General features: G+C 67.9%; 18 protein-coding genes. 3 read left to right on the forward strand and 15 right to left on the reverse strand.

The window, feature by feature from the left end; all coding sequences use genetic code 11:
* Positions 1-44: 44 nt before the first annotated feature.
* From OH491_RS22540 to OH491_RS22555, 4 genes are all read right to left on the reverse strand, one after another.
* A complete protein-coding gene (locus tag OH491_RS22540; RefSeq protein WP_068768939.1) occupies positions 45-980 on the reverse strand; it encodes a uracil-DNA glycosylase in 936 nt (311 codons plus the stop codon).
* Between the two features lie 25 nt (positions 981-1005).
* A complete protein-coding gene (locus OH491_RS22545; RefSeq protein WP_068768938.1) occupies positions 1006-1608 on the reverse strand; it encodes a riboflavin synthase in 603 nt (200 codons plus the stop codon).
* Between the two features lie 234 nt (positions 1609-1842).
* Positions 1843-2163, reverse strand: a complete 321-nt coding sequence (locus tag OH491_RS22550; protein WP_068768937.1) for an AzlD domain-containing protein — start codon at positions 2161-2163, stop codon at positions 1843-1845.
* The gene (locus OH491_RS22555) at positions 2160-2963 is read right to left on the reverse strand and encodes an AzlC family ABC transporter permease (RefSeq protein WP_068768936.1); all 804 of its coding nucleotides are present in this window, start codon (positions 2961-2963) and stop codon (positions 2160-2162) included. Before OH491_RS22555 ends, OH491_RS22550 begins: the two co-directional genes overlap by 4 nt.
* 270 nt (positions 2964-3233) lie before the next feature.
* Between OH491_RS22555 and OH491_RS22560 the strand changes: the two genes are divergently transcribed.
* Complete coding sequence (locus OH491_RS22560) at positions 3234-4787, forward strand: O-antigen ligase family protein (RefSeq protein WP_068768935.1); 1554 nt, start codon at positions 3234-3236, stop codon at positions 4785-4787.
* 81 nt (positions 4788-4868) lie between these two features.
* Positions 4869-5354 (forward strand): VOC family protein, encoded by a 486-nt coding sequence (locus tag OH491_RS22565; protein WP_068768934.1) that lies wholly within the window; start codon positions 4869-4871, stop codon positions 5352-5354.
* 140 nt (positions 5355-5494) lie between these two features.
* Here OH491_RS22565 and OH491_RS22570 read toward each other — a convergent pair whose 3' ends face one another.
* From OH491_RS22570 to OH491_RS22620, 11 genes are all read right to left on the reverse strand, one after another.
* Complete coding sequence (locus tag OH491_RS22570; RefSeq protein WP_068768933.1) at positions 5495-6403, reverse strand: glycosyltransferase family 2 protein; 909 nt, start codon at positions 6401-6403, stop codon at positions 5495-5497.
* Between the two features lie 75 nt (positions 6404-6478).
* Positions 6479-7087: a DapH/DapD/GlmU-related protein gene (locus OH491_RS22575; RefSeq protein WP_084441849.1), complete on the reverse strand. Its 609-nt coding sequence runs from the start codon at positions 7085-7087 to the stop codon at positions 6479-6481.
* Positions 7084-8271: a glycosyltransferase family 4 protein gene (locus OH491_RS22580; RefSeq protein ID WP_068768932.1), complete on the reverse strand. Its 1188-nt coding sequence runs from the start codon at positions 8269-8271 to the stop codon at positions 7084-7086. The genes OH491_RS22575 and OH491_RS22580 overlap by 4 nt, the downstream gene beginning before the upstream one ends.
* Positions 8272-8328: 57 nt before the next feature.
* Positions 8329-9489, reverse strand: a complete 1161-nt coding sequence (locus OH491_RS22585) for a glycosyltransferase family 4 protein (protein ID WP_068768931.1) — start codon at positions 9487-9489, stop codon at positions 8329-8331.
* Positions 9489-10919, reverse strand: a complete 1431-nt coding sequence (locus OH491_RS22590; protein ID WP_068768930.1) for a hypothetical protein — start codon at positions 10917-10919, stop codon at positions 9489-9491. The genes OH491_RS22585 and OH491_RS22590 overlap by 1 nt, the downstream gene beginning before the upstream one ends.
* Before the next feature lie 31 nt (positions 10920-10950).
* Positions 10951-12234, reverse strand: coding sequence for a glycosyltransferase family 4 protein (locus OH491_RS22595; RefSeq protein ID WP_342750714.1), 1284 nt, complete (start codon positions 12232-12234; stop codon positions 10951-10953).
* A gap of 93 nt (positions 12235-12327) precedes the next feature.
* Positions 12328-13539, reverse strand: a complete 1212-nt coding sequence (locus OH491_RS22600; protein WP_068768928.1) for a glycosyltransferase family 61 protein — start codon at positions 13537-13539, stop codon at positions 12328-12330.
* Positions 13536-14696, reverse strand: a complete 1161-nt coding sequence (locus OH491_RS22605; RefSeq protein WP_342750715.1) for a glycosyltransferase family 4 protein — start codon at positions 14694-14696, stop codon at positions 13536-13538. Before OH491_RS22605 ends, OH491_RS22600 begins: the two co-directional genes overlap by 4 nt.
* Positions 14693-16030, reverse strand: coding sequence for a hypothetical protein (locus tag OH491_RS22610; protein WP_068768926.1), 1338 nt, complete (start codon positions 16028-16030; stop codon positions 14693-14695). The genes OH491_RS22605 and OH491_RS22610 overlap by 4 nt, the downstream gene beginning before the upstream one ends.
* A complete protein-coding gene (locus tag OH491_RS22615) occupies positions 16027-16962 on the reverse strand; it encodes a hypothetical protein (protein ID WP_068768925.1) in 936 nt (311 codons plus the stop codon). Before OH491_RS22615 ends, OH491_RS22610 begins: the two co-directional genes overlap by 4 nt.
* The gene (locus OH491_RS22620; RefSeq protein ID WP_068768924.1) at positions 16959-17909 is read right to left on the reverse strand and encodes a glycosyltransferase family 2 protein; all 951 of its coding nucleotides are present in this window, start codon (positions 17907-17909) and stop codon (positions 16959-16961) included. The genes OH491_RS22615 and OH491_RS22620 overlap by 4 nt, the downstream gene beginning before the upstream one ends.
* A gap of 472 nt (positions 17910-18381) precedes the next feature.
* Between OH491_RS22620 and OH491_RS22625 the strand changes: the two genes are divergently transcribed.
* Complete coding sequence (locus OH491_RS22625) at positions 18382-20922, forward strand: TonB-dependent receptor domain-containing protein (protein WP_334319051.1); 2541 nt, start codon at positions 18382-18384, stop codon at positions 20920-20922.
* Positions 20923-21053: the final 131 nt, after the last annotated feature.

A 21053-nucleotide genomic window follows, 5' to 3' on the forward strand; every position in this document is an offset into this window, starting at 1 on the left:
CTCCGATTTCGCGGCATGGCACATGATTGCGCGAAATTTCGCATTTATTTGCCCAAAAAATAACTGCGCTGCCGGTCCGAAATCGGCATGGCGATTTTTTCGTGCTCCATGACTTTGAGCAAATCCTCCCAGACGGCGCGCTTGGTGCGGTTTGTCGGCGTGCGCAGGATGTACGAGGGATGATAGGTGATCATGACAGGCGTGCCGAAAAACTGCATCCAGCGTCCGCGTACTTCTCCGAGCGTCTTGAAGCTGCCCGCGCCGAGCAGACCTTGCGCGGCGGTGGAGCCGAGCGCAACGATGACCTCGGGGCGCACGATGTCCAGTTGCGCGCGAAGATACGGCAGGCAGTAGGCCATTTCCTCGGCGGTGGGCGGACGGTTGCCATATTGCACGCCGCCGGGCGCGACCGGCAGTTCGGGACGCCAGTTCATGATGTTGCCGATGTAAACGTCGCCGCGCGCGAGCCCCATGCCCTGGATCATCTTGGTGAGGAGCTGCCCGGCGGGGCCGACGAAGGGCTCGCCTTGGATTTCCTCCTCCTGGCCGGGGGCCTCGCCGCAGAAAAAGATTTTGGCGTCAAGGCCGCCCACGCCGAGCACGACTTTTTTGCCGGGCCGCACATGCTCGCGGCAGACCGGGTCGTTGACGACGAGCGCGTGAAGCGCGTCCCAGCGGGTTTGCTTGTCGCCCTCGGGCAGGGTGACGGCGGGCGGCGGGGGGAGCTTGGGTTCGGGCGGCGGCGGCGCGGGGCGTTTCGCGGGTTCGCGGAGCTGGGAATAGACGCGGGTTTCGGGCGCGGTGGCGGAGGGCGGGGGAGGGGAAGATGGGCGGGCGGGCGCCGGGGCGGCGGCCGGGGCGCGGGCGCGAACGAGCCGGCGGAGCGCGGCGATGCTCTCGTCGGACACGGCCACGGTGGTCACACCGTCGGCCTTGAGGCGGCGGAGTTCGTCGGCGAGGGCGGTGAGCGTGGCGCGCATGGTGCGGGTTTTGCGTTGGAAGAAATCAGGCGGCGGGCGCGCGCCCCGCGAGGAGTTTCTCGACGTATTTGCCGAGCAGGTCGAACTCAAGGTTCACCGGATCGCCGGCGCGTTTTTCGCGGAGGTTGGTCACGGACATCGTGGTCGGGATGAGCCACACGGCGAGGGCGTCGCCCTCGACCTCGGCGACCGTGAGCGAGATGCCGTCGATGGCAATGCTGCCCTTGTGGACGAGGTGGCGTCCGCAGCCGCCGGGGCCGCGCACGCGCAGATAAAAGTCCTGGCCGCGCTGTTCGAGCACCTCGATTTTCCCGAGGCCGTCGATGTGGCCGGTGACGAAATGGCCGCCGACCTTGCCGTCGAAACGCAGGCTGCGCTCGAGGTTCACGGCCGAGCCGGGCTTGAGCGCGGAAAAGCTGGTGAGGCGGCGCGTCTCCTCCAGCACGTCGAACTCCACGTGCCCCGCGTCAAACGCGACCACGGTGAGGCAGCAGCCGTTGACCGCGATGCTGTCGCCATGCGCCACGCCGGCGAGGGCGGCCTTGGCCTCGAGGCGCAGTTTCCACGCGGCATCCGTTTTTTCGAACGACGCGACTTTTCCGGTTTCTTCGACGATGCCAGTAAACATGGCCGTCCATTGAACAGATATTTTCGGAAACGCGAAGAAGGAAAATGCGGCGGCAAGTGCCTTCCGCCGGATGCGCCGGAAGTGCCGCCCATGGAATCTTTCTCTTTCCTCTTTATCTTTATTCTTTCTTCCTTGGCGGGAGGCGTCTGGGGAGGAAAGAGAAAGATAAAGAGGAAAGAGAAAGATTTTCCCGGGTGGAGGATGCGCGGGCGCATCCTTTTTCCCCGGATGCCATCACATCATGAGCCAGCGCAGGAGCCAGAGGACGCCCATGCCGGCGGCGATGGTTGGGAGCACCCTGCGCGTGAACGCGGCGACGATCACGGCGGCGATGGCGGCGGTGATGCGCGGTTCACCGGACACGGCAAATGTCAACTGGCCGCCCGGCATCAACACCTCGGGCACGATGATGGCGGTGAACACGGCCAGCGGCACGAAATGCAGTGCGGTGCGAAACCTTTCTGGCAAATCGCGTTTGCCCAACAAGCCGATGAAGGACAGGCGCATCAGAAACGTCACGGCGCCCAGCCCGAGGAACAGCAGGAGGATTTTCATCGGACGCTGCCTCCGCCCGGATTGTTTTTGCCGGCCGCGCGGTTTGCGTCCGCCACGGAATTGGCGCGGCGCGTGAGCCACATGCCCGCCAGCACGCCCGCGAATGTGGCGGCGATGAGCGAGAGCTTGAAGGGCAGCGAAGCAAACACGATGACGGCGATGCCGCTTGTGATGACGGCGGCCCAGTCGGAGCGTGTCTTGATGCGCGGCACCACGATGGCGATGAAGGTGAGCGGGATCGCGAAATCCAGCCCCCACTCCGGCGGCACGCCGCGCCCGAGCAGGATGCCGGTGAGGGTGGCGATCTGCCAGCACAGCCACAAACCGGTGCCGGCGCCGAGCAGATGCCAATGCCGGAAACGCGACGGATCGTCCGGGTCGGTCATGCGCCCGAGCGTGGTGGCGTAGGCCTCGTCGGTGAGGAAATAGGCCAGCACGGCTTTCCACCACGGCGGCAGCGCCCGCAGCGACGGGGCCAGCGACGCGCTGTAGAGGATGTGCCGCAGATTGATGATCGCGATGGCCGTGAAAACGACGAGCAGCGGGGCGCTGGCCGCGAGGAGCTGGCAGAGCACGATTTGCGAGCTGCCGGCAAACACCAGCGAGCTCATCGCCTGCGCCTGCCAGGGCGCGAGGCCGCACTCGAGCGCGAGCACGCCGTAAATCATGCCGAAGGGAAAGACACCCGCCCAAAGCGGCAGCATGCGCCTGAACCCGTCCGCATACTCCGCGCGCCGGTTCGGACCGGCGGCAGATGCGGCCGGCGGTGGCGGAGGCGTTTGCTCGGGGAAGGTTTCCATGGAGCCGGACAGCGTTGTCGATTCAACTGCCGGAAGTCAGTCCAAAGTTTTTATGGATGTGGCTCAAAGTGGTGCCAGCGCATGACGCGAGATGGCGGGCGGGTCCGCGGCGACATCGCCTTGGGTGGCATCTGATTTTTGTTTCCTCGGCACGCATCGTGGTGCGTTCGAACCCGGACCCGACGGCTCAGTTTTTCATTTTTTTGCAAACTATTTTAGCGCGCGGCAGGACGCGGCGGTGCAGCGTCTGGCTGTCCAATTGCTTTTTTGATGAGTTCCCTCGCAAAGGTTTATCTCGTGCTGTTGTCGGCGGCGTGGATCGTGCCGGCGTGGTGGCTGGGCGGTTCCACGGTATCAGGCCAGTGGATACTCCTTGTCCTGGCCGGCGCGGCACTGGCCGCCGCCGTGTGGCGGCGGGCGGTCTCCCCGCATGACGGCTTCCTCCGCAGCCCGCCCGATGGGGCGGAAGACGAGGCCGGCGCGTCGGCCCCGGTCCCCGGCGGCGGAATAAAGGCGGCGGCGTGGTGCTACGGGGCGGCGGGGCTGTTTTTGTTTTATCTGCTCGTGCAGGCGCTGAATCCGGCCTTCCGGTTTTCCGCGGGGCATCCGGTCGGAACCTTGCGCGAGATCGGGCATGTGCCGTGGCTGCCGTCGGGGATCATCGCCCCGTTTGCGGCGGGTTGGGAGGGATCGCCGCCGTTTGAAAACCCGTGGCGCTACCTGCTGGTGTTTGGCGGCGCGGTGGCGCTGGTGTGCGCCACCACGCTCGGGCTGAATCGCGTGACGCTGGTGCGGCGCTGGCTGGAAGTGATGCTGGCGCACGCGGCGATGTTCAGCGCGGTTTCGCTTGCGCACAATCTGTCCGGCTCGCGGCTGACCTACTGGTTTTTGTATGACGCGGCCAACCGGCTGGGCGGGCCGGTGTTTCCCAACGGCAACCAGCAGGGCGCCTATCAGCTGCTGCTGCTGGCGGTGGCGCTGGCGGCATTGTTTGTGAGGAGCGGAGCGCGTCCTTTTCCCAGCCTGCCGCATCGCGGGGTCTGGCTGGGCGCGGCGGTGACGCTGGTCTGGCTGGGCGTGATGTCCGGACGGCACCGGGCGGGGATGGTCCTGGGCGCGATGCTGGCGGTCGCGGCGGTGTTTCTCGCCTGGCGGCGCGCGGCGAACCCGGCCGTGAAACGCCGCGTGGTCGTCGCGGCGGCGGCGGGCGTGGCGGTGATGCTGGCGGGCATTCTCACCGTGCCGGCGTGGCGCGAGACGGCCGCGCGCTTCGGCGAGGTGGCCGGCCCGCGCGAGCTGGTGCGGGGCGGGAGTTTCCGCCCGCTGCTGCACGAGACGGCCTGGCTGATGTCGAAGGACGAGCGGCTGTTCGGCTGGGGCGGCGGCGCGTATCTGTATTTGTTCAATGAATACAGCGCGTCCGTGCCCGACTTGGCGGCGGCGTTTGAACGGCAGGGGCTGCACCGGGTGGTGTTTGCGCATGCGGACAGCGACTGGCTGGAGTTTCTGGTGGAATACGGCATCCTCGGGCTCGCGTTTCTGGCGACGCCGCTGGTGTGCTGGCTGGGCTGGCTGGCGCGGCGCGCGCGGCGGCTCCCGGCGGCGACGTGGATGCTCACGGCGGGGGCGCTGGCGGTGTTTGCCCAGGCGACCCTCGACCCGGTGTTTCGCAATCCCGTCACGCTGGCCGCGCTCGTGATCGTGTTCTGGACCGGCGTGCGCCTGCACCAAATCCGGCGGGCGGGCATGCTGGCGGGCAAACCGGGCGACGGCGCGCACCGCCGGCGCGCGGGGCATCCTCGCCGGGCGCGGGTGTCAGCATGAGCGGGGCCGGCCCCGTCCGCCGTCCGGGAAAAGTGCGCCGGCTGTTTGCGGCGGGGCGGAAGGCGGTTTAGTTGCGCGACCATGAGCAAAAAAGTAACACCCATCCCGGAGGGGTATCACACCGTCACCCCCTATCTCACCCTCAAGAATGCGGCGGAGGGAATCGCGTTTTACAAGCAGGTGTTTGGCGCGAAGGAACTGCTGCGGTTCGCGGCGAAGGACGGGACCGTGGGGCACGCCGAAATCCAGGTCGGCGACTCGCGCATCATGTTGAGCGACGAGTTTTCCGACTATGGCGCGCTCGGCCCGAAGACACTCGGCGGGACGCCGGTCTCATTGATGGTTTACGTGGAGGATGCCGATGCCTTGTTCGACCGGGCGGTCGCCGCCGGCGCGAAGGTGCTGATGCCGATGACGGATGAGTTTTATGGCGACCGTTGCGGGAAAGTGGAGGATCCGTTTGGGCACAAATGGATGCTCGCCACGCACAAGGAGGATGTGCCGGCCGCGGAGCTCAACGCTCGTGGAGAAAAACTGTTCGGCATGTCGCTTTCGGTCGGCGAATAGGGCAGCTTTTTTGCGGGGAAAGGATGCTGTCATGGCCGGATCATCTGGCCCCATGTGCACGCTTTCGCTGGAAATTGAACCTATTGGGTTACATCGCGCCGGTTATCGGACGACGCGGGGGCGGCGTCCGGCACGCGGACCTATGGCTTGGCCTTCAGGGCTGCTTTCATTTCGCGCGCCTTGGCCACGGCGAGAAATTCGTAGAAACCGTGGAGACGCGCAAAATAGTAGCCGGGGAGGCCGTCGAGAATGCCGCCTTGGATGAGGTAAACGTAGAGAAAACGCAGCGTCGGGCGAAAGGGCAGGCGGCGGGCCAGGCGTTTCAGGCGGCGGCGGAGGCGGACGGCGGGTGACTGGAGCCGGGTCGCGGCATCCGGGCGGCCGGGAGCCGCTTCTGTTTTCCCGGGCCGTCCATCCGCGCCGCGCAGGTATTCCTGGAGGTCGAGGGCGGCTTCCCAGTTGGAGTAGCGGTTGTGTTTTTCAACAAAGATATCGACGGTCGGAAAAGCGTAGTGGTCCATTTCGCTTTTGAGGCGGCCGGTGGTGCCTTGCACGATGATGTGCTCGTGGACTTCGTTGTCGCCGCTGCCGGTCGCGCCATCGACGAGTTTTTCGTAGCGGCCGAGCCGGTGCCTGAAGAGGCGAAGATTCCAGTTGGGGTAATACGCGTGGCGGAGCCAGCGCCCCATGAACATGAAGCGGCGGTTGATCCAGTAGCCGGCGTGGCCGCGGCCGTCTTGCGCGATGATGTCGGCAAACTCGGCGCCGGTTCCGGGCGGCAGGACCTCGTCGGCATCGAGGATGAAGACCCATTCGTTGCGGAAGGGGAGGTGGTCGAGCGCCCAGTTTTTTTTCTTCGGCCAGGTGCCGTTGAAATCGAATTGGACGACGCTCGCGCCGGCCTGTTCGCAGATGGACTGGGAGCCGTCGGTGCTGTGGGAATCGACCACGAAAATCTCGTCGGCCCACGACGCGACGGCGGCGAGGCAGCGCGGCAGGTTGGCCGCCTCGTTTTTGATCGGGATGAGGATGGAGACGGGGACTTTCATGTGAAGTGTGGAATGTGCAGGAGGAGAAAAGAGCGGTGCGTGTGCGTGAGGTGCGGGTGGCGCGATGCCTTGTTGTCACCCTTCATCTTTCGTCCTTCGGCCGATGGCCCTGGCCGGGTTGCCGGCGACAATGGCGTCGGCCGGGACGTTTTTGGTGACGACGGAGCAGGCGCCGATGATGGCCCGGGGACCGACGGAGATTCCGGGAAGGACAAAGGCGCGCGCGCCGACGAAGGCGTGCGCGCCGATGTGCACGGGGCTGGTCTGGAGCGGAATCGCCGGCGACGAAAAATCGTGCGTGCCGGTGCAGAGATAGGCTTCCTGGCAGATGGTCGCGGCCTCCTCGATGACGACGGGGCCGAGGGTGTAGGCGTTGGCGCGGTCGCCGAGGCAGGCGCGATGCCGCATGGTGAGCCGCCAGGGGATCTGGATGCGCGCGCGGGAATGGACGAAGGGCGTGCCGCTGAGTTTCGCTCCGAAGCAGCGAAGGACGATGAGGCGCCAGAAATTGAGCGGCTTCGGCGTCCATGCGCAGAGGGCGGCCCAGGTAAAATTCCAGAGGAGCAGGCCGAGGCGCTCGCGGAGCGTCCACGGAGACGCGTAGGCGGAGGCCTGGGCATGGGTGAGGCGCGGCGGGCCGGCGGCGGGCGGCGCGACAGGGGACGGATCGGCGGACGGGTTCATGGCGCGGCGGATTCCTGTTGTGCGGAAATGAGCCCGGCGTCCGGCTTCGCGGGCCGGAGGCCCGGGCCGCCGGCCAGCATGGCGAAATCGTCGAGGAACCGGGTGGCGATTTTTTCCAGCGTGTAGGCGCGGGAGGACTGCCAGGCGGACCGGCGTAGTTTATTTATGGATACGTCATCGGCGAGGAACGCGCCCAGGGCCGAGGCAAGCGCGGCGGCGGGATCGGAGCCGCGATGATCGAAAACGAGGCCGTTTTCACCGGGGCGGATGAAATCCCGGAAACAGGCGAGGGAGGAGACCACGGGGGCGCACCCGGAAGCCATGGCCTCGAGCGCCGCGAGGCCGAAGGTCTCGCCCCGCTCGGCGAGCGAGGGATAGACAAACACGCGGGCGGCGCGGTAGTGCGCGATGAGCGCGGCCTCGTCGAAAATCCGCCCGGTAAACTCGACGCGGTCCGCGACGGGCGCGGCGGCGGACCGGAGTTCGCCGATATGTTGCTCGCCGCCGCCGCCGCAGGCGGTCTCCCACGGCCCGATGATCCGGAGGCGCCAGGACGCGCGCAGGGCCTCGGGCAGGCGGGCAAAGGCGTCGATGAGCAGGCGGATGCCTTTTTCCGGATGGACGCGCCCGGCGTAAAGGAGCGTGTTGGCGGCGCCGGGCGCGGGCGAAGGGGCGAAGTAGCCCGCGGAGAGCGGATAGGGAATGACGCGAGTGCGCGCCGCGGCGGAGGCGTCCTCAGCGAGAATCGCCTGGCGGATGGGCTCGGAGACGGTCTGGAGAATCGTGCGGCGGTAGAGTTTGAGCTGGCCCCTCGGGTAACGGGCGACATGCGCGTAAACCAGGCCGCGGGAGCGCCGGGCGCGCGCGAGCACGGGAAGCCAGAAGGAATTGGTCACGAGAATGTCGGCGGGCGGGAGATGCGGGAGCACGCGCAGGCCATACCAGAGATCGCGGGGCATGCGGCGGGCGGGCGAGGGCGTGGCGGTGAAGCCGGACACGCGGAGGTGGCGGACGCCGTCGATGATTTCCCGGCGCGGGAGCGAAGGGTGCGCGCGGGAGACATGGGTGACATCGTGCCCGCGCCGCGCGAACTCCTTGCCGAGCGCGAACCAGACCTTTTCCACGGCGCCGCCGAGGAGCGGCGGGACGGGAAGGAACGGGCCTTGGGTGATGGTGATGCGCATGGGTGCGGTAGTGTCTGGTGAAGAATGCGGAATCGATGGTGGCGGGAGGCGGAGCGGTCAGGCGGAGTGCAGCAACCGGCGGTAGAGGTTTTCGTAGGCGTCGAACATCGGGGCAGGGGCCCAGCGCCGGGCATGCAGACGGGAGGACTCGCGTAGTTGATCAACGGATACGGACAGGGTTCCGTCGATGAGGGCGGCGGCGGACTCGGGGTCGGCGGGATCGAAGTAGCGGGCCGCGTCGCCGCCGACCTCGGTCATGGGGGCGCGGCCGGTGGCGAAAACGGGGCAGCCGCACGCCTGGGCCTCGGCGACGGGCCAGCCGAAGCCTTCCTCCCACGAGGGAAACACCAGCGCGTCGGCGAGCGAGTAGGCGGCGCGAAGCTCCTCGTTGTCGAGGCCGTCCGTGCGGATGATGTGCGGGGCGAGCCCGTGGCGCGCGATGAGTTCGTCCTGCGCGGCGTCGAACGCGGGGCCGACATGGAGGAGCGAACGCCCGGCGGCGGAGCGGCGGCGGAGCGCGGCGAAGATTTTGAGGAGGCCGTCGCGGTTCTTGTACCATTGCGCGCCGCCGACGGCGATCAGGTATCGGGACGGGCGCGCGGCATGGCGCCGGGCGAGCGCGCGGGCGAGCAGCGGCGCGGCCTCGTCCGGCGGCATCGGCGAGTAGGGGTAATTGAGGCTGGAATGCACGACGGGCGCGGCGGCGGGCGCGAGCGCGGCGAGACGGACAAGGTCGTTTTGTGTTTTTTGCGAGACGCACACGGCAAGGTGCAGGCGGGAGAGATGGCGCAGGATCCATGCCTGGTAACGGCGGCCGGAGCGGCCGATGCGGTTTTGCGGAAACTCGCCGAGCGCGGAGCGGATTTGCAGGAGATCGTGCACGGTGACGAGCAGGGGCCGTCCGGCGAAGAGGGGGGCGTAAACGGCGTTGGCGTGGTCGGTGACATGAAACACGGTCCCGGGCACGGCGTTGCGGAGGCGGCGGCGGATTTCGCGGGGGAAGGCGACGAACTTGTCGAGATACCCGAGGTATTTCGGAAGACCGCCGTAACGGTATTCACGGACGAGGCGCGTGAAGTGCGGCCGGGGCGCCCAGGTTTCGACGGGAAGGCTGCGGGCGGTGAAACCGTCGGCGAGGAGCCGGGTGAAACGCGCCATGCTCTCCTGCCGGTCAGGCGGGAAGTTGCCGATGAGGACGAGTTTTTCGAGGGCGGTCATCAGTTCAATCCGCGCATGCGGCGGCGGCGGGCGGCAAGGACGTCCTCGGGCAGGGGAGCCATTTCCGGCCCGGCGGTTTCCACGTCGCCGGGGTCGTTTTCCGTTTCCTCGTCGTCGAGCCCGGTTTCATCCCCGCCGGAGTCGTCGTCGAAGAACTCGTCCTCGGAGGGCTCGGGATTGAGCGAGGCGAGCAGCAGGCCGCTGCCGAACACGGCAAAGCCGAGCAGCGTGGGCGGCGCCCATTGCTGAAACAGGACCACGGGGGCGGCCGCCGACCAGATGAGCATCGGCAGCATGTCGCGGCGCCGGCGCAGCGCCTGCCATGCCTGCATGAACATCCACAGGACGAGCGCGACGCGAAACGCGATGAACGCGAGGCCGAGCAGCGGACCCAGCTCGAGGAGCGAGCGTTCCCACTCGTTTTCCGCGAGCAGAAAACCGAGCCGTCCGGAAAGCAGGCGGGCGCCGACGTTGGAGCCGACGCCGATGCCGTGGCCGAAAAACGGCGCGCGCGCGAGCGACTCGAACGGCTCGACGAAACCCGCGGTCACCCGGTCGGCCAGGCTGCCCCAGGCGCTGCCCTGCGACTGGCCGGCGGCGGTGTCCCAGCGGTCCATGAACACTTCTCGCGCCTCGTGGAAAAACGGCAGCACCGCGACGAGCACGGCCACGACCACCACCGCGCCGCCGAAGCGCAGCACGGTCGCGGCGCGCAGGCCGGACAGCAGCAGCGAGACCGCAAACGCGCACGCGACGATGCCTGTCGCGATCATGGTGCCGCGGCTGATGGACACGGGCACCGCGAGCACGATGAACAGGCCGCACACGAGTGCGCCCCACCACCAGAGGCGGCGGCGCGCGGCGGTGAGATAGTGGAAGCAAAATGCCGCCGCGAGCGGGAAGAAGGCCATCGGGCCGGAGATGAACGAGAAGAAACCGGGCGGGCGGTTGCGCCCGGCCGCGCCGTAGATCTGGCCGTCCTCGGTCCCGCCGACGCCGAGATTCACCCACGCGCCTTCCGGCGAACGAAATTGCAGGATCATCAGCACGGTCATCGGTATCGCCAGCACCAGCACGGCGGCGCCGAGCCGCCCGGCATCGCGGCGGTCGAGCGCCGCGGCCATCACCCAGATGAGCGGCACGTGGAGGAAATTGGTGCGGATGCCGTAGAGCATGACGAGCCAGTTGGTCTGCCCGGCCAGAATCGAGAAGACCACCGACAGCGCGACCAGCACGCCGAGCACGGCAAGAAACGGACTGCGCGGCACGACGCCCGCGCCGAGCGCAAGGACGTAGATGAGCAGCACGACGGGGTCGCGCACGACTAGGAGCGGCTCGGCGAGGCCGGGCAAAACCCATTTGCGGAGCGCGCCCTCGAAGATGAGAAGCGCGAGATAGATCCAGATGGCGATGCGGAGGGCGCGAATCATGGGCGCGGCGGGATGGCTGAAGTCGCGTCGGTCATTTTATGGCTGGCCGGGCGCAATGGACGGCGGCGCTGGCGGCGAGGCGGGCGCCGTAGGATTCCCAGGTGAAGCAGGCGGCGCGGGCGGCGGCGGCGGCGGACATGGCGCGGAGCCGGTCGCGATCGCGGCGCAGGAGATCGAGCTTCCCGGCGATGGCCGGCGCGTCGCGGATCGGGACGACAAAGCCTTCGCTCCCGTCGGTGATGAGGTCGGGCGCGGCCGTGTGCGGCGTGGAGATGACGGGCAGGCCGCAGGCCATCGCCTCCAGCAGGACGAGGCCGAAGCCCTCGAAGAGCGACGGGAAGACAAACACGTCGTGCGCGGACATCTCGGCGAGGACCTGCGCATGCGGGCAACTCGGTATCCAGCGCACGCGGGCCAGCTCGGCATCAAGCACGGCGCAGGGCGCGAGCGGGCGCGTGCCGATCACGGTGAGCGCGACGGAAGCGCCGAGCGAACGGCAGGCGGCAAAGAGATAGGAGAGCCCTTTGCGCTGGCCGAGGGATCCGACAAAGAGGACGCGAAGCGGGGCGGAGGCGGAATCTTCACGATTCCGGGCGCGCTTGCGCGCGTCCGGCGGCGGGGACACCGCCGTTCCGAGGGAAGGCGCGCCATAGGGGATGACTTCCACGCGGGCGCGGAGACCGGGCGCGGCGGCGAGCGTTTTCAAGGTGTAGGTGCTGGCTGAATACACGACATCGGCGAGGGCGAGTTCCTCGTCCTTGCGCGCGGTCTTGGCGGGGCTGTCGGCATTGCCGATGAGCGTCGAGGCCCAGCCGGGCTGGAGTTCCGCCTCCTCGGTGAGGAGATCGCGGGCGGCGCGCCAGTAGCCGATCGGGAGATCGTAAAGCGCGGGGATGCCGTTTTTCCTGGCGGCGCGAAAGGTGTGGGCGGCGCCGTCCTCATAGGCATAAACGGCGCTGACGCCCTCGAGCGTCGCGACGCGGGCGGCGACGCGGCGGTCGAGGGCGCGGTAGATGGCATCGACGCTGAAGCGCCCGTCCTCGTGCCGGGTGAGCGAGGCCAGGCCGAGCCGGTGCGAGGCGAGGCGCGCGATTTCGCGCCAGGGCTGCGTGCGGATGAAGGGCTGGAGCCCGGCGGGAAACGCCCGCCGGGAAAACTGCGCGCGGAGCGAGGCGGGCAGGAGGCGCCGGACGAGTCCGCGGTCGGGGGTGTAGTTCACGCAGGTCCAGAATTCGCCGAGCAGGCCGGCCCGCGCGAGGCCGAGCGCGGCGGCGCGGACATTGGCATTTCCGGTGGGATGGGAGAAGAGGATCATGGCGCTGCGCTAATGAAAAATGGAAAATGTCGAATTAAGAATTGATGGCGCGGTGTCGGAGCGGCCGGCTCGTAGTGTATCCGTTTTTTGGATTCATTGGTTTCCGGACGGCAGGGTGGCGAGGGCGGCGCGGAGCAGGGCGAGGTCGAGCGTGATGTCCTCGCGGACGCCGCGGGGAAGCGCGCCGGGATCGGGCCGGGGGCCGTCGCCGACGAGGGCGGTGTGTGGAAAGCCGAAGCGGGCGCAGATCATCCAGTTGTAGGGAACCACCCAGCCGGGGGCGAAGAACTCGATGACCCGGCAACCGGGGGAGGCAAAAAGGAGATTGGCGAGACCGGAGCTGTTGGGGCCCGCGACGGCCTCGGCCTCGGAAAATACGCGCGCCTGCGCGGCGACGGTGAGGCCGGACAGGGTGATTTCCTCGAAGCCGTGCTCACGGAGGAGGAGGAGGACCTGGTGCTCGTTGAGCACGCGGCGAAAGGCGGCGTCGCGGCGGGTGACGTAAAGGCGGCGGCGGGACGCGGCGGGCGGCGGATCGGGGAGGAAAAGGGCGCGCACGAAATCCATGTCGCCCGGGCCGACCAGGGAAACGTCGTCGCGCACGGAAGGGACGACGAGCGCGTCGCAGCGGAAATGGTCGTCGTCGCGCACGCGGATGAGCCGGTCGGAGTCGGGGTCGATACCGAGCCGGCGCAGGCCTTCGAGCTGGAAGGGGAGCCCGCGCATTTTGATCAGAATGTGGTCGAAACCTCCCAGGTCGTAGCCGGCGCGCCGGGCCAGTCCGGCGCGCGGGAGGAGGTCCACCGTCCAGTGGTGGTAGTTGGCCGACGCCTCGGGTGTGACCAGCGAGAGCGTGCGGCCGGGAAGATGGCGCGGGACGGGCAGGCGCGCGCGCAGAAACGCAGTGTGGAGGCGCGGGCCCCAGACGTCCTTGGAGAGTTCGGGGACGAGGCGCCCGTCGCGCGCGAAGACTGAGCCGCCATAGAATCCCCAGAAGCGCGCGTCGATGATTTCGGTGACGAACGTGGCGGGAAAGGTGACGCGTTCGGCGCGACGGAAAATAGGGGCAACCTCGCGTTCGCCGGGCATGGCGGGGAGCGGACGCGTGACGGTTTGCGCGGGATCGACGGGCAGGGCGTTGATGCCGGCGGCGGTGGCGTCCGGATGGTGGGGCGAAAGGGCCTGGTTGCGCGGAAGGTGCAGGCGCGAGCGCACGGCGCGGATGCCGCGCAATCCGGCGAAGGCGCGGACGCGCCCGATGCGGGCGGCCTTCAAGACGGTTTTGGCGCAGTCGCGGAGGGTCATGCGGATTGGGGGGCGGGGGCGGCGTCGCCGCTGGCGGCGCGGGCCGGGGCGGGAACGGCGGCGTGGGGGCTGGACTCGAAATAGTCGAACCAGCGGCGGGCGACGACGGGCGGGGCGAAGCGGGCGTCGTAATCGGCGCGGCGGGCGGCGCGCGATGTAGTGTTGTTTCGGATACGCGCGGCGAGCGCAAGGGTGGCGTCCAGCGCGGCAGGAAGGTCCGCCGGCGGGGGAATGAGCGCGCTGCCGGCGTCGCGGCCGGCGATCTCGCGGGTGCCGCCGCGGTCGGTCGCCACCCAGGGCAGGCCGGCGGAGAGCGACTCGATGAGGCTGAGCGGCATGCCCTCGTTGTGCCGGGTGAAAAGCGCGATGGCGTCGAGGCGCTGGAGGATTTGCCCGTAGTGCGCGAGATCGCGGTAGGGGCCGTGGAAACGGACGGCGGGGTAGGCGCGGAAATGCCCGGCGGGATAATCGGGACCCGATCCGTGGACATGCCAGGCGATGCCGGAAAGCTCGGGCCGGCGGCTGAGGGCGCAGAGCGTGTCGATGCCCTTGGTGGTGACGAGGCGGCCGACAAAGCCGAAGTGGAGCGTCTGCGCCGGCTCGTAACGGCGATCGACGACGGATTCGCGGGCGACCGGGCAGGCGGTGAAGTAGGGCAGAAACCGGGTGTCGCGCCGGTTGACCGCGCGCGCGATGGCGTCGCGCGTGGACTCACTGCATGCGACGAGCTCGGGGGCGCGCGTGAGCACGCGGACGAAGGCGGGCGACCAGGTGGATTGCTCGGCGGGATCGGCGGCCGTGTGATGATGGTGGATGACGCGGGTGTGGGAGCGGGCGGCGCGCCAGACCGTGGACGCGAGCGCGCTCTGGCCGTTGGTGTAGATGATGTCCCAGCGGACACGGCGGGCGCGGAGGGTTTCGCGCCAGAGCCAGAGGAGCTTGGCAAAACGGCCGGCGGCATCGCGCGAGCGGGGCAGCTCGCGGAAATCCACGCCGGCGGAGGCCAGCGAATTGCGGTCGCCGGTGTTGAGGGAGTTGCTGGTGGTGAGAAGCCGGACGCGGTGGCCGCGCGCGGCGGCCTCCTCGGCGAGCATGCAGACGTGCCGTTCCATGCCGCCGTAACTGGCCATTTGCGGGACGTAGAAAAGGAGGTTCATGGCAGTGGAATTTTCGTTTTTCGATTCCCGGTTTTTGCCTGGGAGCCGCCGCGTGCGGATGACGATGGGATCGCGGCTTCAGCCGTCGTTTCGGGCGACAATCCGCCGGATGGTTTCGAGCCAAGCGACAAGCCTGACAAATCGGCGACCGAAAATTGCCCGAGGTGCGCGAGGAATTTTTCGGCGACGCCCGGCAGGCTGTTTTTCGCGGGACGCCGGCGGGCCAGATGCGCGGTGAAGTCGGCGACGGGGAGGTCGGCGAGGCGGGCGGCGAGCGGGTCGATGGCGGGGATGTCGGAGGGGCCGCGACGGAGCCGCCAGTCGTCACGCGGAACGATGACCGGGAGCCCGTGGTCGAGCATGGCGGCCACGGCGCCGCTTTTGCCGAGCAAGGCCCACGGGTGCGTGGCGATGCCGAGGTCGGCGGCTTGAAGAATGCGCGAGACTTCGGGCGCGGGTTTCTCGCCAAGGGTTTCGTAAGCGAGGTCGGCGGGCGGGAAGGCGGAGGCGAGGCGCCCGGCCAGCGCGCGGGCATGTTCGCCGTTGTGCCCGAGCGCGAGAATGCGAAGGCGGCGTTGCGTGGCGCGGGCGTGGCTGGCGAGTTCGACGAAGAGATTGCGCGGGGAGGAAACGGAGCGGTGGGAGGAGCGGGAAACGCGGACGGGCGGCAGGGTGGCGAGGAATTGCGGGTGGATGGTGCCGAAGAGGACGGCGGTGAGCGTGCCGGCGTCGGCGGCATGGGCGAGGGGAGTGGCGACGGGGATATTGCCGAAGAGCGGCAGCAGGGCGGCGGGAATGTGCCGGCGGCGAAGCGCGTGCTGGTAGGCGGCGTTGGTGGTGTCGGTATGGTCGGGCGAAATGGCGCGGAGAAGCCGGAGGAGCGGGCCGCGTTGGAGGAAGCCGGTGAGGCGATGCCTGGGTGGTTCTTCGCGGGAAAGGCCGAGCCAGAGTTCGTGCAGCATCACGTGATTGCGCCCGCCGGTCGCGAGTTCGGCGGCAAGGGTGCGGACGGACGGAGGAATGACGCCTTTCGGGTGGAAACCGTAGGGAACGATCTGCCAGCTCAGCCAGTCGGGCGCATGGTCCCTGGCGAAGTGCCGCGCGGCGACGAGGCGGGCGCGCCAGCTTTCGCCGGCGGAGAGCCGGAGGACGGGCAGGGCGTGGGGCGGCGCGGACTGGGTGGAGACGGCGGAGGCGGTGATGTGGGGATCGTTGAGGGCGAGAAGGGCGCAGCGGTGCCCGGCATCGGCGCAGGCGGCGGCGAGCAGCCGGGCGTAGTCGCCGACTCCGTCGCGGCCGGGCTCAAGCGAAGTGCAGATGAAGAGCAGGTTCATGCGCGTCGGTAGAAGCGGGCGATGAGCGCGGCGACGGCGAGGGAACGGCGGCGCCGGCGGAGCGCGGCGGGCGGAATGATCTCGAGCGGGCGCGAGACGTGCTGGTGGAATGACTTCGCGGCAGTGGAGGGCGGATAGCCGTCCAGCGCGCGGCGGACAAAGCGCGCCTGCCAGGGTTTCGGCGTCCCGACGGCGTGCGAGAGGTGATGGCCGCCGACGGCGAAGTCCATCGCCTCGGGGCCGGCGGCGTTGAGCGGGACATCGTCGAGCATGAGCGCGAGGTTGAGCGCGTCCTGGTCGGCGGAGTGGAAAAGGGCGGAGGCGTCGCCGTTCTTGAGCGTGGCGAGGGCGCCGTTGACGTCGCGGACGACGCCGATGGTGCTCCGCCATGTATCGAGAAAACCGATACGCGCGCGCGGGAGGCCGATGAAGCCCGCGTTGTAATAGCGGTCGAGCTGGCGGCGCGGGGAGAGGCCGCGTCCGGCGAGAAGACGCGTCCACGCGAGGCGCAGGGGATGGCGCGCGGGCATGGAGGCGTTGACATCCTCGACGAGGGCGAGGCCGTCGTCGAGCCAGGCGGGAAACACCGTCCACGGGCATTTGATGACGATGTCTGGGTCGAGATAAATGGCGGCGTCGGCGGAGGGGGCGAGCCGGTTGAAAACGCGGTCGAGAAAGTCGGCCTTGTGATAGGTGAGGTGCGCGTCGGGCGCGACGGGGATGAAGACGACGGCGAAACCGTCGGCGACATCGAGCCGCCGGGCGCCAGGCGCGGAGGCATCGTCGCGCGCGGCCGCGGCCCAGGGCGGAAGCGCGCCGCGCCATCCGGCCCAAAGCACGCCGCGGAAGCCCGAGGCGTGCAGGGAGTTCGCCAGCGCGCCGGCGCCGATGTGGTAATCGCCCTCGAAGAGTGTGCAGACCGCGATGCTCATGCGACGTGGGGGGCGCGGGGGATATGCGGCGCGCGGGCGGCGCGCGGGTCTTTCCTGAATGCGCCGAGCAGCGCGGCGGCGCACCAATAGGCGAGCAGCCGTGGCGAGCCCGGCCGGTGGCGCAGGCCGCGGGCGAAATGCCGGCGGGCATCGCGCGGGTTTTCGCGCAGCACGATGCGTCCGGCGGAGAGCCAGGCGCCGGCGGCGCGGTCGAGGCGAAGCGCGCGCGGGACGAGCTCCCAGTCGGCGTTGCGCTCGAAGACCTGCGCGACGCCCACGGCCATTTCGGCGGCGCGGCGGGTCATCGCGCCGGCATGCTGGCGGTAGCGGCAGGTAAGCGAATCCACATAGGCGACGCGCGCGCCGCAGCGCACGAGCCGCAGCCAGAATTCGCGGTCCTCGACATAGCGAAAGCCGGGATCGAAACCTCCGACGCGGCGGCAAAGCGAGCGGCGGATGAGTGTCGATGACGGCTGGATGATGTAGTCGGCGACGAAAAGCGAACGGGGAAAACCGGCGAGCGCATCGGCGGACGGCACGCGGTGCTCCAGCGTCGCGCCGGTGTCGCTGTCGAACATGACCACGCCGGAATGGACGAGATCGACATCGTCGCGGTCGGCGCGCTGGAGGAGGGCGGCGAGGTGGCCGGGTTCCCAGAGGTCGTCGGAGTCGATGAGCGCGATCCATTCGCCGGACGCGTGCGCGATGGCGGTGTTGCGCGTGGCGGGAAGGCCGAGGTTCACGTCATGGCGGAGGAACGAGACCGGCTGCGAAAGCGAGCGCGCAAAGGCGCGCACGATGGCCTCGGTGCCGTCATCGGAGCCGTCCTCGACGACAATGAGTTCCCAGTCCGGGAAGAGCTGGGTGCGAATGCTCTCAAGAGTTTCGCCGATGAAGCCCGCGGCCTTGAAAGCCGGTATGCAGATGCTGACCAGTGGAGACGCCATGACTCATGCGATCACCGCCGCGCACGCAGGTTGGATGCCAGCCCAGGCCGGCGTGGAAACATGCGGATCGCAGTCGGTTGACATGGAACCGAGGAAGCAACGGGCGCGGAGGCGTTCCAGTTAATTAGCGCGAACACGCGGGGCGCGCGGTGCTTTAGACTCTTTGTTTACACAAGGTGTAACAAATGCGTGAAGCCATGCCGCTCGTGCGCGTCGCGGCCACGGGACGAAAATTTCCCGATGAAAAATAATGACCGCTTCCAAAAAAGGAGCGACCCGGCGTGACGCACATTTGCCGGGATGCCGGGATCTCATGCGAACCGGATCTCTTGTGACGGGAGAAGGTGAAGGGGACGCGGGCCATGTGAAGGCGCGTATTTCGCCACCGAAATTTTATTCATGGTTCGAGGTATTTTTTTATGGCCTGAGATTGAAACCATGTCCCTTCTGTTGGCGTCTCCTGCTTCACTGCATGCAGTTTCCCTTAGTAATTCCCCGTGCCCTGCCAGGGCCCGCGCGTGGCTTTTGCCGTTTTTTCGCGGCGACGGCGCTCCTGCGCGCGGTGTTCGCGTTTGTCGCCGCACTCGCGCTTGTCAGCGTCGGCATCGTTCGCGCGGCACCAGTGGTCGTGGCCGACACCGATGACACCGGCACCGCCACCGATACCGCCGGTGCCGACGCGACTGTCGCCGAGGCCACGCAGCAGATGGCCGTCCCCGTCCTCAATCCGCTTGAGGAAAAGAAAAAATCCGGCGACCCCATTTTCGTCATGGAAGCGTTCACCGTTTCCAGCAAGGACGAGAGCGAAGAGCTGGACCCGACCGGAATGGGCGGCCCCGATGCCGAGATGACGGAGGCTCCGTTCTCCAACGACCTTCTCGCCGGTGACGTGCCCTACGAAAACGAAGTGGACATCGCCGTGAACACCGAGCTTCAGCTTGCCGCCGCCAGCACCACGAACCCCGCCGATGTCGCCACCACCATCAACCGCGCCAACCTCATCGGCTTCCCCACGCCCATCCTCCGCAATGGTTTCACCCAGACCGGCGTGCCCGAGGTGCTCAACGCCGGTCACACCGAAATCTGGCAGGGACCGTTTACGCCCGTCACCGGCCGCGCCGCGCCCGGCGGCATCCGCAACCTCGTCACCAACCGTCCCGGCCGCGGCCTGATCCGCCTCTACTTTTACGGCAACGACACCGGCTACACCCAGGCCCGCGCCGACTACACCTCCGAACTCGTCCGCAAAAAACTCTGGCAGCGTGTCGCCATCGACCACCGCAACAGCGAAAGCCCCGTCGATTTTGCCTACTACCGCATCACCGACATCAGCGGCGGCCTCACCTGGCGCGTCAACCGCAAGCACAGCGTCATGCTCAATGTGGATTACCGCAAATACGACGCCAACACCTCCGCCGGCATCCCGCACTACCGTGCGACCGCCACCAACGACCCCGACCTCACCGCGGAACAAAACGCCCAGCGAAAAAAAATCATCGGACCTTACCTGCCGCTCGCCACGTTCAACAGTTACGGCCCCGACGCGCTCACCTACAAGCGCATCGGCTCCGTCTCCCTCCAATACGAAGGCTCCGCCAGCCGCCGCGTTTCCCTGCGCGGCAACCTCCAGGCGTGGCACCGCGACCTCTGGCAGGACCGCTTCGTCGTCGGCCAATATGTCCTCGACACCGGCCGTTTCTACGGCACCCGCGAGCCCTTCCGCATCGAGCAGCCGATGGACGTTCTCACCGGCACCGCCGAGGCCACCTACCGGCTCGCCCTCAAAAAATCCGATCACAAAATCACCTTCCGCATCGAGCACATCCAGACCGACTACACCCGCACCGACCGCTACCTCGATCGAACCATAAAAGACGCCGCCGGCCTCACTGCCCGCGACCGCTATCTCCGCCGCCCCGGCCTCACCTACACCTACCTCTCGCCCACGCCCACCAACCCCAACCGCACCCTCACTGCCTACGGCTCCTTCGATCCCCACAACCCCGACTACTATTTCCCGACTTTCAACAACGACCTCTACTCTTTCCGCAGCATAGACCGCGACGAAACCACCTCCATTTCCTCCGCCGCCCTCAGCGAACGCCTCGCGCTCTGGCGCGGACGCTTCGTCGCCACGGCCGGCGTCCGCTACGACCACGTCGAGCTTTCCGTTGACAACCATCCCAGCGCCGGCAGTTCCAACATCACCGCCTACTCCGAGGACACCCGCGACGAGCTCACCTGGCTCCTCGGCGCCAACTACCAAATCCTCCCGAGCCGCCTACTCCTCTTCGCCAACACCAGCACCGCCTTCGAACCCTGCACCCGCGTGGACGGGCGCACCGGTGAAATTCAGGGCAACGAAACCACCCTCGGCTACGAACTCGGCTTTCGGGGCATGCTCCTCAAGCGCATCGGAATCACCGCCCTCTTTTTCCAATACCAGAACAAAAACATCGCCCGCGGGAACCCCCTCTACAACGATCCCGAGTTCGACGCCGACCAAACCCAGCCCCAACTCGTCTCCGCCGGCAAGGAACGCTTCACCGGCGCCACCTTCTCCGCCCGTGGCGTCCTCGGCTACGGCTTTGAAATCAACCTCCGAGCCGCCTACACCGACGCTGTCACTCTCGCCAGCCCCGACCGCCCCGAGCAGGTTGGCAGGGAAATCGCCCGCCTGCCCCCCGCCAACTTCGCCCTCTCGACCACCTATCGCGCCCCCGCCGGCAAATTCAAGGGCTATTACGCCGTCCTCACCGTCACCGCCGTCAGCGACTACATCGCCTACTACGACGACAAGTCCCGCTTCTACCTCGACTACCCCGCCAACACCCAGTTCTCGCTCGGCCTCGGGCGAAGCTGGACTGTCGGCAAGCCCGCCAAAGGCAAGCGCCTCCTCCGCCATTCGTTTTACCTCGGTGTCAGCAACCTCCTGAACCGCGATCAACTCAACCGCTTCGCCCGCCTCGCCCAAGGCCGTCGCGTCGGCATGAGCTACAGCGTGACTTACTGAATGATGTTGCGCGGTGCCCGGAAGGAGCGGCGGCGTCCCCGCCGCCGGGCGACTCGGCGGGTCCGCCAAAACGAAGCCCACGGCGAAATTCGGCCGCGCTGACGCGCGCCGGGCGACGAGGACGTCGCCCC

Origin of the sequence: Termitidicoccus mucosus (assembly GCF_038725785.1) — a bacterium.
Classification (GTDB): domain Bacteria; phylum Verrucomicrobiota; class Verrucomicrobiia; order Opitutales; family Opitutaceae; genus Termitidicoccus; species Termitidicoccus mucosus.

Coding starts and splice junctions, on each gene's coding strand:
- OH491_RS22615 (WP_068768925.1), bottom strand. CDS start 16,962: ATGAGCATCGCGGTCTGCACACTCTTCGAGGGCGATTACCACATCGGC.
- OH491_RS22550 (WP_068768937.1), bottom strand. CDS start 2,163: ATGAAAATCCTCCTGCTGTTCCTCGGGCTGGGCGCCGTGACGTTTCTG.
- OH491_RS22600 (WP_068768928.1), bottom strand. CDS start 13,539: ATGACCCTCCGCGACTGCGCCAAAACCGTCTTGAAGGCCGCCCGCATC.
- OH491_RS22555 (WP_068768936.1), bottom strand. CDS start 2,963: ATGGAAACCTTCCCCGAGCAAACGCCTCCGCCACCGCCGGCCGCATCT.
- OH491_RS22585 (WP_068768931.1), bottom strand. CDS start 9,489: ATGACCGCCCTCGAAAAACTCGTCCTCATCGGCAACTTCCCGCCTGAC.
- OH491_RS22575 (WP_084441849.1), bottom strand. CDS start 7,087: ATGAACCCGTCCGCCGATCCGTCCCCTGTCGCGCCGCCCGCCGCCGGC.
- OH491_RS22540 (WP_068768939.1), bottom strand. CDS start 980: ATGCGCGCCACGCTCACCGCCCTCGCCGACGAACTCCGCCGCCTCAAG.
- OH491_RS22570 (WP_068768933.1), bottom strand. CDS start 6,403: ATGAAAGTCCCCGTCTCCATCCTCATCCCGATCAAAAACGAGGCGGCC.
- OH491_RS22610 (WP_068768926.1), bottom strand. CDS start 16,030: ATGAACCTGCTCTTCATCTGCACTTCGCTTGAGCCCGGCCGCGACGGA.
- OH491_RS22560 (WP_068768935.1), top strand. CDS start 3,234: ATGAGTTCCCTCGCAAAGGTTTATCTCGTGCTGTTGTCGGCGGCGTGG.
- OH491_RS22625 (WP_334319051.1), top strand. CDS start 18,382: ATGCAGTTTCCCTTAGTAATTCCCCGTGCCCTGCCAGGGCCCGCGCGT.
- OH491_RS22580 (WP_068768932.1), bottom strand. CDS start 8,271: ATGCGCATCACCATCACCCAAGGCCCGTTCCTTCCCGTCCCGCCGCTC.
- OH491_RS22620 (WP_068768924.1), bottom strand. CDS start 17,909: ATGGCGTCTCCACTGGTCAGCATCTGCATACCGGCTTTCAAGGCCGCG.
- OH491_RS22605 (WP_342750715.1), bottom strand. CDS start 14,696: ATGAACCTCCTTTTCTACGTCCCGCAAATGGCCAGTTACGGCGGCATG.
- OH491_RS22595 (WP_342750714.1), bottom strand. CDS start 12,234: ATGATCCTCTTCTCCCATCCCACCGGAAATGCCAATGTCCGCGCCGCC.
- OH491_RS22590 (WP_068768930.1), bottom strand. CDS start 10,919: ATGATTCGCGCCCTCCGCATCGCCATCTGGATCTATCTCGCGCTTCTC.
- OH491_RS22545 (WP_068768938.1), bottom strand. CDS start 1,608: ATGTTTACTGGCATCGTCGAAGAAACCGGAAAAGTCGCGTCGTTCGAA.
- OH491_RS22565 (WP_068768934.1), top strand. CDS start 4,869: ATGAGCAAAAAAGTAACACCCATCCCGGAGGGGTATCACACCGTCACC.